This window comes from Roseofilum halophilum BLCC-M91, assembly GCF_030068445.1.
Classification (GTDB): domain Bacteria; phylum Cyanobacteriota; class Cyanobacteriia; order Cyanobacteriales; family Desertifilaceae; genus Roseofilum; species Roseofilum halophilum.
The window spans coordinates 1-14303 of the sequence record NZ_JAQPOK010000090.1 but is presented as its reverse complement, the minus strand read 5'-3'; the positions used below and the strand labels follow the sequence as shown (position 1 = coordinate 14303).

9 protein-coding genes and 1 tRNA gene are annotated in these 14303 nt (G+C 45.8%); all 10 read left to right on the top strand.

From position 1 onward, the window contains the following. Positions 1 to 63: 63 nt before the first annotated feature. On the top strand, positions 64 to 1059 hold the full coding sequence (locus PJF56_RS12250) for a phage tail protein (protein ID WP_283762961.1): 996 nt from the start codon (positions 64 to 66) through the stop codon (positions 1057 to 1059). 97 nt (positions 1060 to 1156) lie between these two features. After that, entirely contained in the window at positions 1157 to 2551 is a 1395-nt protein-coding gene (locus PJF56_RS12245) for a hypothetical protein (protein WP_283762960.1), read from the top strand. Between the two features lie 43 nt (positions 2552 to 2594). Further along, positions 2595 to 3836: a cache domain-containing sensor histidine kinase gene (locus PJF56_RS12240; RefSeq protein ID WP_283762959.1), complete on the top strand. Its 1242-nt coding sequence runs from the start codon at positions 2595 to 2597 to the stop codon at positions 3834 to 3836. A 17-nt stretch (positions 3837 to 3853) separates the two neighbouring features. After that, on the top strand, positions 3854 to 5254 hold the full coding sequence (locus PJF56_RS12235; RefSeq protein WP_283762958.1) for a PDC sensor domain-containing protein: 1401 nt from the start codon (positions 3854 to 3856) through the stop codon (positions 5252 to 5254). Beyond that, positions 5247 to 7124, top strand: a complete 1878-nt coding sequence (locus tag PJF56_RS12230; RefSeq protein WP_283762957.1) for a cyclic nucleotide-binding domain-containing protein — start codon at positions 5247 to 5249, stop codon at positions 7122 to 7124. Before PJF56_RS12235 ends, PJF56_RS12230 begins: the two co-directional genes overlap by 8 nt. 28 nt (positions 7125 to 7152) lie before the next feature. Next, on the top strand, positions 7153 to 7908 hold the full coding sequence (locus PJF56_RS12225) for a hypothetical protein (RefSeq protein WP_283762956.1): 756 nt from the start codon (positions 7153 to 7155) through the stop codon (positions 7906 to 7908). A gap of 47 nt (positions 7909 to 7955) precedes the next feature. Then, positions 7956 to 8026, top strand: a tRNA-Gly gene (locus PJF56_RS12220). Positions 8027 to 8063: 37 nt separating this feature from the next. Then, complete coding sequence (locus tag PJF56_RS12215; protein ID WP_283762955.1) at positions 8064 to 9173, top strand: BtaA family protein; 1110 nt, start codon at positions 8064 to 8066, stop codon at positions 9171 to 9173. A 153-nt stretch (positions 9174 to 9326) separates the two neighbouring features. Next, a complete protein-coding gene (locus PJF56_RS12210) occupies positions 9327 to 10823 on the top strand; it encodes a hypothetical protein (protein ID WP_283762954.1) in 1497 nt (498 codons plus the stop codon). A 110-nt stretch (positions 10824 to 10933) separates the two neighbouring features. After that, on the top strand, positions 10934 to 14303 hold a 3370-nt coding region (locus tag PJF56_RS12205; RefSeq protein ID WP_283762953.1), incomplete at its 3' end, for a beta strand repeat-containing protein.

Sequence of the window (14303 nt, the reverse complement as noted above, 5' to 3'; positions counted from 1 at the left end):
TGTCAATCCCCCACTCGTAGTGACATCAGTCCATCCGTATGAAATTTCTAGTCAATCAAACCCATGACTCTTGCCCGTTCTAGTCCTCTTTATTTTGATGTGATTCCCATGCGTCTGCCGGATGCAGACCCAGAATTTCTGGATGACCCTTTAGCCCCGGAAGGTATTCCTTTAATGCTAATTCCGGGAGAACTGAGCCAGCTTATGGTGAAACTGGGAAATCCTGGAGAACAACCCCTGAGTGTGACCCTAGAATTTCGGGGAAATTTACCCCAAGCTTGGTATTCTTGCGAGACCGAACATCCCCAAATTGCTCCGGGAACGACTGAAGATATTGTGCTAGAATTTCAACCCCCGGATGATTTTTTTGAAGGGTTTTTCGCCTTAAGAGAAGATTCGAGTTTACGGATTAATTATAGTGGTCGGCTTCAAGTTTATGGCGCAGTTCCGGGAACAGCCAGCCAATTGATTGATGTGGCGGATATTAACTTTTATGTGCGTCCCCAATCTAAGTATTTAGACTTTTTGCCCCAAATCTATCGGGAAGTGGATTTTGTGGGGCGGTTTTTGAAGATTATTGAGGAAACGTTTAACCCGGATGTGCAGATGATGGGGAGTTTATCGGCTTATCTCGACCCGTTGACGGCTCCTGAATCGATGCTGCCGTTTTTGGCCCATTGGGTGGGTTGGGAATTGCAGTCTTATTTGAGTTTAGAGCAACAGCGATCGCTCATTCGCCATGCCCTAGAGATTTATCGCTGGCGAGGCACTCGCAGGGGATTGCGACTCTATTTACATTTGGCTACGGGTTTACCCTTAGATGAAGAGGTGGAACGGGAGGAAGATAAACATATTGCAATTTTAGAAACCTTTAGTCAAGGCTTGGTTTTGGGCAATTCGATTTTAGGACAAGATGCCCTCTTGGGGGGCGGACAACCGTTCCATTTTCGGGTACATTTGCGACCCGATCCTCCGGGGTCAGTGGATGAGGCTTTGGTGCGTCAGGTGATTGTGCAGCAAAAACCGGCATTTTGTACCTATGAGTTGCACATGGGTTAGGTGGATAGGGCAAAAGTTAATTAAGTTTTAATTTTTGTCTTAAGATGACAGTTTTATGGTCATACTATCTCTTACAGATCTCGATTGAGTAAGGCTTGTGACGTTATCTGCTGATTCGGGAAGCGGGACAGAGTTTCCCTACCCTGTTCCCCTAGAGCGGTTGGTTGTTCAGGATGGTTTGCTGCTGAATGCTCATCGTTGGCAACGGGCCCATGATTACCATCGACAGCGCCAGAATTTGTATTATCAAGCGCTCCATCAACCTGGAATTGTCTATGGTTTGGGGGTGAAGGTAATTCCAGCACCGGAGGACATCCCGGCCCAGTATCGAGATGGACGCTGGGTGGAGTTGCAACCGGGGATGGCTATTGACCGGATGGGGAATCCGATTATTGTAGATGAGGCGATCGCCTTTCGCATCGCTCTCACCCCCAAGGAAACGCCGGTTACGGTGTATTTGGTTCTCAGTTATGTCGATCCGGAGACTCTCCAGCGCACTTCTGAGGCGGAACTGGTTCGGGAGACGTTCCGCATCGATGAAAAAAGTAGTCCGCCATCGGGTTTAGAGGTGGAATTATGCCGGTTGCAGCTCTCTCCGGGAACGGTGCAATTATCTGCATCGGGGAATGTATTTGCTCCGCAGATTAATCAGTTGGATCTGCGCTATCGTTCTCCTGTGGGGGTGCGCCCCCAAGGAACGGTACAGGTGGCTTATATGCAGGGGGGGAATGGGGGCGATCGCCTCACCGCTTCTAATTTATCCTGTTTACTACAAGCCTTTGAGCTTCTCGATCCGGGAATGCGAGGCATTGATGGGGTTGATGCGGTGACTTGGAATACAGAGATTTCCCAAGGGGTTGAGGAGTCTTGGGAAGCGACGGCTGCTCGTCAGGGATTGGCTTGGCAAAACTATGATTTAATTTATTTAAGCTATGAGCAAGCGCTGAATACCAATGAGGCTCAACAGGCTAGTTTACGATCTTATTTAGGATTAGGGGGAGTCATCTTCATTGAGCTATTGGAAGAAGAAACCCAGGTAGACGAGTTAAGTTTTGTTCAGCAAGAACTCCTAGAGGCGATCGCCGATATTGGGGATACTGCCGAGTTACAGGACGTAAAAACCCAATTAAACGAAGAATTAGCCGCCTGTGAGCAAGAATTAAGTCGCCAAATTGAAGAAATTTGTGGCTCCATCGAACAATTATCCCTCAATTTAGGCATGTCTGGCACTCACTTGGGGCAATTATCCCCATGGCATCCGATTAAAACCCAACCCTTTTTATTTAGCGCTTTACCGAAAATCAAGCAAAATCCGGTGCGGTTGTTTAATTGGGGAGGGGTCATTTTGGCGATCGGGGATTTATCCCTAGCCTGGGGACTCGATAGTGGACTAGAGTTACCCAGAGAAAAAATTCGCAACGCCCAAGAGCTGGGGATTAATCTCTTACATTTTGCCTGGCGCAGACGGCATTTAACCCAATTGCAACAGTAGGCTCAGAGGGAGCAGACGAACAAGACATCATGAGGAAACCAGAATGAAACGTTGGCATAATAGTTTACTGATCCAGCATGTGGGTTATTTTTCCATCTTGTCCCTCGTCACAGTGGTGGGATTGGCGATCGTCATTTACTATCAGTCCGTTGAACTGCTCAAAAAATCCATTACCAGTCAAATGGAAGTGGTCATTTCGATTAAAGAAAATCAGATTGATAACTGGTTTTACCAACAACACAAAACCATCTTATTGATCTCCCAAAGCCCCACCATTTTCGACTCCTATCAAACCTATCTCAACACCAACAATCGGCAAGCCTATCAAGTGCTTCAGAATTACTTCAACACCATTTTAGAAACCGAAAACACATTCCAATCCTTATCCATCTCCACCAATAGCGGCATCGTATCGATCTCAACTCAAGGAGAAGAAGAAGGGAACTACCAACCCTTGGGAAATACCGTTACTTATTTTACGAAAGAAAACCTAGACACCGTTCGCCCCACCTTATATACTTCCCCCATTACACGGGAAACTGCCATGACCTTCGCCACCCCCTTACTCAACGAGCAAGGGGAAAGAATAGGGGTATTATCAGTCGATTTATCCCTAGAAAAAATCCATGAAATTATGCAAGAAGCCACCGGACTTGGAGAAACCGATGAAGCCTATTTAATCCGCAAACAGGGACAAGAAAATCGCTTGGTCGATACCCAAAATACAGACTTAGCCAATGAATGGGTACGCAGTCCAGGAATTGATGCCGTAATGTCCGGTCAAGATGGGATTGATTTTTATCAAAATCATCAACAAGTGGAAGTGATTGGCAGTTACCGATGGCTAGAAGATAAAAACTTAGCCATCCTGGTAGAAATTACGCGAGAAGAAGCCTTTCAAGTTTCGGGAACCATTGCCAAAAATTTACTCCTTTGGGGCTGTTTAGTTTCAGTAACTTTATTGCTAATTGTCTATATTTTATCCCAAAAAATGACCCAACCCATCTTAGAAATCGCCAAAAATGTTAATCAAGTGACCGAGGGTAACTTAACGATCAAATCTCAAAAGCTACGGAAAATCAGTCACAGAGGGGATGAAATCGGGCAACTAGCGCGGGGGTTTGATGAAATGATTAAAGTCGTGGATTCTCGGCAACAAAATTTGGCAGAACAAGTCCGAAAACTCAGAATGCAAAATGCTAACTTAAACCAAGCCCAAGAGCTGGAAGTTGCTTATTTTAAAGCCTTAAAGCGTAAAGCTCAATGGATTAGAAATAAAGAATAATTTACTCAGGTCTATTTATGGTTTCTTTGAAAAAAATCATTCCTATTTTAACCGTTACGCCCTTAATTGCAACTTTAGGACTTACTGGATTTCTTGCCACTTATAATCGAGATCAAACGGTACATGAACTCTCCAGGAATTGGATGCGAGAATCTGTGAATCAAATTAAAAGCCAAGTTCGCATCAATCTTCGTAAACCAGAGATGATTCACAAACTGAGCTTAAATCCTTATCACTCTAATCCATCAATCTGGAACGATCCACAGCAATTAACCCTTCATTTTTATAATCAAATTCGATTGTTTTCGTCAATTAATAACATTTATTTTGGCTATTCAAATCGAGATTTTGTTGGTGTTAAAATTAGGGATAATGGGCGATTTTCTCAATCATATGCTGGGAAAGAAACGGATTATCAATTGGTTACTTATACCCTAAATCGAGGAGGGGAACGAGGTCAAATCCTAAATCAAAACGCAGTATTTAATCCAACTACTCGCCCCTGGTATCAAGCAGCAGAGAAAAGCAATAATCTGGTTTGGAGTCCCGTCTATCCAGATTTTACCACTCGCCAATTAGCCATTACCGCCGCTCAAGCCGTGCGCGATCGCCAAGGGAATTTAGTTGGAGTTGTAGCAGTCGATTATTTTCTCAATAGTATCCATGAATTTCTCCGTGATTTATCCATTAGTAAAGCAGCAAAAATTTTAATTATTCAACAAAATGGACAATTTATTGCCAGTTCCGATCCCGATCCATTAACCGTACTCGATCCAGAATCCGAAACTCATTTAATGATTACAGAAAGCCCCGATCCAATAATTCAGGGAGTTGGAGAAATGTTAATTCGTCAATTGAGTGATTTTAGTCTAATTTCTGAAGCTCAATCTTTGATTTTTGTGCAAAATAATCAACGGTATTTGGTGTGGGTGGAACCCATTGAAAGCCAATGGAATTTAAACTGGGTAACGCTTGTCATTTTATCTGAGTCTGATGTCTTTAACTCTGGTCAAAACAACAGAATTCAAGTCTTCCTGATGGTGACAGCCTTTATTGGCAGTATTTTAGCGGTTTGGAATATGAATCAATTGGTGGTATCTCCCCTACTCCGTTTGAATACAACTGCCAAAAAAGTAAAAAATCAAAAGTTTAATCCTCAAAAAAATATTGACCTAGTTAAACGCAATGATGAAATCGGCCAGTTTAGTCGTGTTTTTGAAGAAATGGCTGTGTTAATTCAAGAACGACAAACTCGATTAGAACAACGGATTGAGTCCTTAAGTAGTTATCAAAAAAAAGCAAATATTTCCTCTTCAGAAGATTCGGATCGATCTCCAGAGTTAAACTTAAGCTATTGGGATAAATTAAAGCAAAAATCTCAACGAATTCGTCAAAAAAATCCGATAAAAAATGATTAAAAATTTTTCTATTAAATATCGTCTTCCTATCCTCATTGTTGCACCGTCTATTTTAGTCGTAGGATTGGTTGCGATCGCTTTATTCCAAAATACAAAACAAAATGTCAATATTGTTTCTGTGGAACTTGCGAATACCGTTACAGCTCATGTAGAAAATAACCTTCGGGACTATCTATCGATTCCCCATACCATCAATCAACTCAATCTTCAAAGTATTACGTTAGGTACTCTTGATCCGGGAAATTCAACACGGTTAGAGTCTTATTTTTGGCATCAAATTCAAATGTTTGAGGGGGTTACCCGTCTCTATTTTAGTAATCCTGAAGGTGAATTTCGGGGGGCAACCATTCTTGAATCGGGAGAAGTGGGAATAACTAGAGCGGGAAAAACGACCAATTCTACATTAATGAGTTATGCAACAACTTCAGAGGGGCAGCCAACCCAAATTGTCCAACGAACTCCCAATTACGATCCCCGAAGTCGCCCTTGGTATCAAGCGGCTCTGCCATCCGATCGACCGATTTGGAGTGATATCTATCGAGATTTTGATAGCCAAGAATTAGCCATTACTGCGGCTCAAGTGGTTAAAGATCCTCAAGGTGAAGTCGTTGGTGTTTTGGGGGTCGATCTGCTCTTTGGCCAGATTAACGAATTTCTGCAAACTTTAACCATTGGTAAGACGGGACAAGCTTTAATTATCGATCGCCAAGGGTTATTGATTGCCAGCTCTAACCCTGAAGTGATTGCAGAAGCAGTGGAGAGTTCAGGGGGATTGAATATTGCTGAGAGTGAAAACCAGTTGATCGCGGCGATCGCCCAAAGCTTGTTAGATGAATTGGGCAGCTTCTCTCAAGTTGAAAGTACCATCAACTCATCTTTTCGGTGGCAAAGGAAAAAACTCTATTTCCAAGTCAAAAGCTTTCGCGATCGCTTAGGTCTAGATTTGCTGATTGTGGCGATCGTCCCTGAAGAAGATTTTATGCAGCAAGTGCAAATCCAGGCTCGGATTACGCTGGTTTTAGAAGCCTTGATTTTATTAGCGGCTCTAGGGGTGGGTTTAGGAGTCAGTCGCTGGGTTCTTAAACCGATTTTTCAATTTGGTGAAGCCGCCAATCAAATTAAATCCAAGTCCTTTGATCCCCAAACCTTAGAGAGCTTAACCGAACGTAAGGATGAAGTGGGAGAATTGGCCAGAGTGTTTGTCGAGATGGCGGTAGAGACGGGCGATCGCCAACAAAGCTTGGAAGAACAGCTCAACCTCTTGAATTTCCAGGTGAGCCAGTCGAAAGACAACCCCTATGAACTCACCGCCTTGAAAAAATGGCAGAAAAAAGCCTCCTGTATTCGCGCCGTTTATGACTACCATCCCCATCTACCTCAGCTTCTTGCACAAGTGCCCTACTATCAACACCTAACCTCTGAACAGTTACGGCAGTTAATCACGAACGGCAAGATTAAACGCTTTCATGTCGGGGATTATATCTGTCGCGAAGATCAACCCGGAGATGAGTTTTATACCATCCTCACCGGTTCCGTCCGCATCTTTGTTGAAAAAATCAACAAGCCCTTAGTTACCCTCTCTACGGGAAAATCCTTTGGAGAACTCGCGCTGATGTTGGGGGGGACGCGCACCGCAACGGCGATCGCGATCGAAGAAACCACCCTCTTCTCCATCAATCGCCTCAACTTTGGTAAAGTCCTCCACCAATATCCCCAAATGGCCGAACAAATTGCCCAAGACCTCCATCGTCACCAAACCGAACTCGAAGAGCGCAAGCAACTCCTTGCAGAATATGGCCTACTAGAAGAAAACGAAACCGACCTCTTAGAGCAAATTAAATCTCGGATGAAAACCCTCTTTAATCTCTGAATCTCTCTAGCTCCCAACCGCGATCGCCATGAAAACCTATCCCCTCGTCACTTATCACATTAACCCTCGCTCCAGCGCCCAGAACCCAGCCCAATCTGAATCCGGCATAGAAGTCGGTAGCCCCCAATTTGCTACCTGGGCCCAACAACAGAAAAAATTTAAATTTAAAGTCTATTGGCAACCCTTTAACTATTCCGTCGTCTATGACATCACCTGCCATTTGCGCCCCAATCAATCCTGGTATGCCTCAAAATGTATCGGCGGTATTTTTAAGCAGCATCCATTAGGTAAAACCGCAGAATTAACCCCAGCCAAACTCATGGAAGCCGTTCAATGGTTATGCCCCGAACCCCAAGTCATCCCTGCCGAACCCTCCCCAGACTCTCTAACTGAAACGACCCCTCTGACCCAAAATTGGCAACAGCAACTGCGCCAAACTCGCTACGATCAACTCCTCTTAGAAATTGAAAACTTACAGCAACAACTCGATCGACTCAGCCAAGACAACCAACACTTAAACCTCGACCGCCAACACCTCTGGCAGCAACAAACTCAGAGCCTCAAAACCAATCAAAAATTACAAGCCACCATCGATCAACTCATGGCCGAACGGGAATACTATCAGACCCAACTCCAGAATCTTAACCGAGTCGTCAATGAGCTGGGCAGCAAAATCGAATCAGTCAATCTCAAAACTAATCCTCGCTGGTACTATGCCAACCGCTATTATCAACAACTACGAGAAATTTTAACCCCCGATCGGGATCGGACTATTGACAAATAGCCCATCTAGAGGTATATTAGAATTTGAAATAACTTTAATCTTAAGTTGCGGGTATAATTTAGTGGTAAAATGTCAGCTTCCCAAGCTGAATATGCGGGTTCGATTCCCGCTACCCGCTTGCTAAACAACTCACCCATTGGCATAGGGGAAAAACCATGTCTAGCGAAATTGAAACCCGTGCCCAATTCTCCCACATTCGCTATGGTCAATGTTGGGAGGATGCAGATATTCTCCTGCAAGGGTTAGCCATTCAACCTGGAGATACCTGTTTATCCATCGCTTCCGCCGGTGAGAATACCCTAGCCCTCTTAACCCAATCCCCACAACGAGTCATTGCCCTAGACCTGAGTTTAGCACAACTAGCCAGTTTAGAATTGCGGGTGGCAGCCTATCGGTGCTTGAGTCATCCAGAGCTATTATATCTAATCGGGAGTGAACTCGAAATCCCAGAACCCATTACCCGAACAACCCTCTATCAGCGCTGTCGTTCCCACCTTTCCCCTCAAGGACAACAATTTTGGGATAACCACCCCCAAGAAATTGACCGGGGAATCGGAAATAGTGGTAAATTTGAGCGCTACTTTCAGATTTTTCGCCGCTATATTTTACCCTTAGTGCATCGCAAAAACCAGATTCAACGACTCTTGCAAGGGGGAACACTCCAGGAGCGACAAACCTTTTACGATCGCGTTTGGAATAGCTGGCGTTGGCGATGGATGTTTCGGATTTTTTTCTCTCGCACTGTGATGGGAAACCTAGGGCGAGACCCCAGTTTTTTTCAATATGTGACGGACAATGTTGCTGAACGGATTTTTGAGCGTACCGAATATGCTTTAACCCAACTGAACCCGGCAGATAATCCCTATTTGCAATGGATTTTAACCGGTCATCATACCACAGCCCTACCCTATGCCCTCCGTCCAGAACATTTTGACACCATTCGCGCCAATCTCCATCGCCTAGAATGGCACTGTTGTTCGGTAGAAAGCTTTCTCAATCAGTTACCCGATCGGACTATTGATCGTTACAATCTCAGTGATATGTTTGAATATATGTCCTTAGATTCTTATCACCAAATTCTAGAAAAAATGATTCAAAAAGGGCGTAAAGGGGGCAGGTTAGCCTATTGGAATTTATTAGTTCCCCGCCATTGTTCTCCGGAAGAGTCAAGTCAAATTAAACCCCTTTCCGATTTAGCCCGCCATCTGTATCATCAAGATAAAGCATTTTTCTATAGCGCCTTCCATGTAGAAGAGTTATTGTAGAGTGGGAGAAACCGGGTTTTCGATCGTCGCCATGGATGATAGAGTGGGAGAAACCCGGTTTCTAGGAAAATCTGGGATAGGATAGAAAAATGTTGTCAGAAACTCGGTTTCTGATCGTTGCCATGGATGATCAATTGGATTTAACTTTAAACCGTGATTAAAGGATTCCCAAAACTCTATAAGGTGACGTTGCGCCTGTTCACGTATCACTTACAAACGGGAAGTTTAACTAACACCGATCGCATCTATCTCAACCGTTCAGACATTCAAGCGTATTATGAGGTACTGTTAAACGATTATCACGCCAGTGACTCTCAAGGTGCGCCGCTTCAGTTGCAGTGGCGCTCAGAACCTCCCAAAACACGAATGTTTGATCTGTTGGATGCTCAGGTAAACAATAACCGTCCAATTCAGCCTTTTATTCTGGCGTGGTTGCCTCCGTTTAAGGGCTTTTTTTATCCCCAATGGTTGGATGATAGTTATATTGGCTCGTTTACGTTCTATTTGCCAGATTTGAGCGGTAAAGATGGATTAGATCTGGCAGAATTACCAGATCTCAAACCCTCGATTCATTTTTTTACAGGGACGACAGTTAGCGCTAAAAATAATCTGGAGCAGCAAAAACTTTGCCAGAGTTTAAGAATGGGGTTTTTGGGTAAAACCCTGATCTTGAGTGCCCAACTGACAGAAGATCCGGAGGATTTAACTGAATTTGCTGAAATTTGTTTACTGAGTTTTTTAGGGTTGCCTTCTGTGCTAGAAGCACCACCATTAAGAAATCGTTGGCGATGTTTTAATGGTTATGTTTATGAGTTTTGCAGTCCGGAACCGGATAGCTATTATGGTAAGATTTGGTTGTTTCTGACGTTTCGCAAAGATAGTCTAACGCGATTAGAACGGGCACAATTTGATTTTGCACAATTGTTTTTCTACGATCGCAAAAATCATAGGAATTATCACGAGAGTCAGGTGAAATATGAGGAAGGATTGAAGCATATCCAGAAGGTTGAACAGATTATTCGGCAATTTCCTAGCACTATTTCTGACGATCAACTGCCTCATTTATCTCTAGAGGAACTGAAGCAACTGAAGCGAAATTTAAAGACGTTGCTGGATATTTCTCTGGCCTATTCCCAAAATTTACGAAGTTTGTCAGATTTCCATAATACGATTGATCGGCATCGGGAGAATTATGAGCAGAAAATCATCTATATTGAGAATATTACGAACAGTAATTTAACGTCAACGCTGAAGTTAGCCGATCGCCAGTTTCGCAAGTTCCAAACCCAAATCACCGCTAACCTCACCTATCTAGCTGAAGGTGGGCGACTGTTGGATACGGCGATCGCCACCATTCGCGGTTTAGTGGCGATCGAACAAGCAGAAGGCGATCGCATTCTACAGCAGCAAAACCAAGACCTACAAGACCATATTCAGGCGATCGGTATCGGGATCGGTGCAGGGGCGATCGCAGCCTCTAGTTCCACATTAATCTTTAAACAACAAGCCATGACGTTTCCCTTTTTCAGCAAACATCCCGGAGCGTACCCCCATCCCTTCCTCATTGCCGTCTTACTCAGTTTCGGTTTGGCGATCGGCTTTTGGGCGCTTGCCAAATGGGGTTTATCCCGCATCTTGCCTAAATCTTGAAGCTTCCGGTGGCAACAGTAAGTCTGGAAAACCCATAAACTGATGTGGAGTCTTATCCTAGTTTTCCCAAGGTGTCATCCTGCCATTAGCCGTCTCACACTTAACTAACGATGAGTTTAATCGACAATACCACCGCTCAATGGATGACCAATAGTCCTATTGGCAATAATAACCACTATCTCAATAACAACTTTTCCACCGCAGGAAACCCCTTTGCAGGAACCATTGATGGCGGGCCAGTAGAGTATCGAGCCTCCGATGGTGTTGTCGTCAACAGTTATAATAATTTTGGTGATGGAGCGAAAAGCGCCCTAGAATTGGGCAGCTATATTTTCTTCACTGGAGACGATACCCAAGGAATTCGGCGTATCGATAATGACTGGTCGAGTAATCTCACCACTTATCAAGCAACAACCGAGAAAACCGAATCCATTACCACCGATGGCACATCTATCTATGGGAATGATGATGTTAATCGCGACCAAATCATCAAATGGTCGGTAACCAATAATCCTACATCCTTCACCCTAACTCAGCAATGGCAACAAGATGTGGGGACTGGCGGACGCTTTCGCGGCATTAGCTATTTCGACCATGGCAGTGGCGACGACTACATTTACGCCAGCGATGGCGGTAATACAACAGGTGACAATATTTTTGCCTTTGATGCCGATTTGGGAACAGCAACGGCTGTTAACTTTAACAACACAGCCATTACCGTACCCGGTACAGACTTAGTTTATCAGGCGATCGCCCATGAAGTCGGTGGGCGCAAGCTCCTGATGGCTGCAACCACTAGCGAGCTTCATGTGTGGGACATGCTCTCCCCCACCACCACCATCTCCGCAACTCCCACGGAAACCTACACCATCGCTGCTGGTACGAATCAACTCCTAGATAATGGTGGCAGCGCATTAGGCGCAGGTTTTTTAGGTGCTAGTGCCAGGGGGTCTCAGTTATTTCTCGGCCATGGTAGTCAAGTCTTGGCTTACGAACTCGCTGCTACTGCTCTGAGTACCGAAGTCACCAATACCAACGATAGCGGTACGGGTTCCCTGCGACAAGCTTTGATTCATGCTGCGGCTAATCCGGGTGCAGATACGATTACGTTTACCGGCGCGACGTTCGCCGATGCCACCGATGATACCATTACCCTCACATCGGGAGAACTGAGTTATTTCAGTAATGCGGCGAATGATGTCACGATTCAAGCGCCGGGAAATGCCTCGCTCACGGTGAGCGGGAATAATGCCTCGCGAGTGTTTAATTTTAATAGTGCGGCTGAGATTACGATTGATGGATTGGCGATCGTTGATGGTAATGGTAGTAGTGGTGATGGTGGTGGTATTTTTAACTCTTCTACGGGCACAATTGATATAATAAATAGCACTATTTCGGGGAATGGTACTGGTGTTGATGGTGGTGGTATTTTTAACTCTTCTACGGGCACAGTTAACGTAACAAATAGCACTATTTCGGGGAATGGTGGTGGTGTTGGTCCTGGTGGTGGTATTTTTAACTTCTCTACGGGTACAATTAATGTAACAAATACCATCATTGCAGGCAACACAGCCGGTTCCAACCCAGATGTATCTGGAACCTTCGTCAGCAATGGCTTCAACATCATTGGCGATACCACAGGAAGCACGGGCTTCGGTGGCACTGACATTACCGGAGTCGCTGCCAACACCGTCATCAACACCACCCTTGCTGATAATGGCGGCATCACCCAAACCCATGCCCTCATTGCCGGCAGTCCCGCCCTTGATGCGGGTAATAATTCCGACGTTCCCGGCACTATTACCACCGACCAACGGGGTACCAGCTTTGCCCGCATCTCCAACGGCACAGTCGATATCGGAGCCTACGAACAACAAGTCATACCCTTAGTGATCAACGAAATTGACTACGACCAACCGGGTACTGATACGGCCGAATTCATTGAACTGAAAAATATTGGCAGTTCCCCCATTAACCTCGACCCGTTTGACGTGCTGATTATTAATGGTACGGGGGGTGGCGCGACTACTGCTCAAACGATAGATTTACCCAATGTAAATCTCGCAGCAGGTGACTACTACGTGATTAGTGCCAATGCTGCTAATGTGCCCAATACAGACTTGGATGTGACTCCCGATACTAACTTAATTCAGAATGGCGCTCCCGATGCCGTCGCCCTAGTACAAGGAGCAACAGTCATTGATACGGTCAGCTACGAAGGAGATACAGGCGCTCCCTATACAGAAGGAACCGGGGTAGGATTAGAAGACGATCCCAGTGTAGCCAATCACGGAATATCGCGAGTTCCTGATGGTACAGACACAAATAACAATAGTACAGACTTTACATTCCAAGGCATCACGCCAGGTTTAGCCAATGTACTACCCAATGTGGCTATCTCTTCACCACCCATTGCCGCCGCCAGCGTACTCCCAAATACGACCAACCATCCTCTATACCAGTTAGACTTAGCCGTAACCACCGCCAACGCCCAACTAACCGGCGCAACCTTCACCACCGCAGGCACTTATGTTGCAGGCGATATTACTGCCAACAGCTTTGAACTCTTCTATTCCACCGACACCACCTTCGGCAATGCCGACGATACCTCCCTGGGAACTCAAGCCGTTGTTACCTCCGGCAACACCCTCCCTTTTACCGGACTTTCCCAAACCATCAACAGTGGCAACACCGGCACACTCTTCCTCGTCGCCGACATCGCCACCGGAGCCACTGCGGGCAACACCCTCAACATCGCCGCCCCCACCCTCAGCGACATCACCTTCACCTCCGCCAGCAAAACCGGAACCCTTAGTGCTTCCGGAGCGCAAACCTTCGACGCACTCCCCACCATAACCTCCATCACCTCCACCACCACCGACGGCACATTCGGAGTCGGAGGCACTGTCAACGTCACCGTCAACTTCTCCGAAGCCGTCACCCTCGCAGGTGGCAACCTTACCTTAAATTTAGATAGTGGCGGCACACTCACCATCACTCCCTTTGCCAACGCCAACAGCGCCTCAGCCACCTACACCGTAGGCGCAGGAGAAAACAGCACAGACTTAAACTCAACCGGACTAACCCTAGCCGGTGGCGCAACCCTACAAGATGCCACCGCAAACAACGTTACCCTCACCATTCCGGGGGGACAGTCTCTTGCTGATAACAAAGCTCTAGTCATCGACACCACCGCACCGGCGGCTCCCTCAACTCCCGACATGACGGCGGCTACCGATACCGGCAGTTCCAACACCGACAACATTACCAACGACACCACACCCACCTTCACCGGCACAGCCGAAGCCAACAGCACGGTAACCCTCACTAGCAGCGTGGATGGCACAGTCGGCACAACCACCGCCGATGGTGCAGGAGACTGGACGCTCACCGCCAGCACGTTAACAGAAGGAAATCACAATATTACGGCTACCGCCACAGATACAGCCGGAAATACCAGCGCCGCGTCTACTGCTCTCG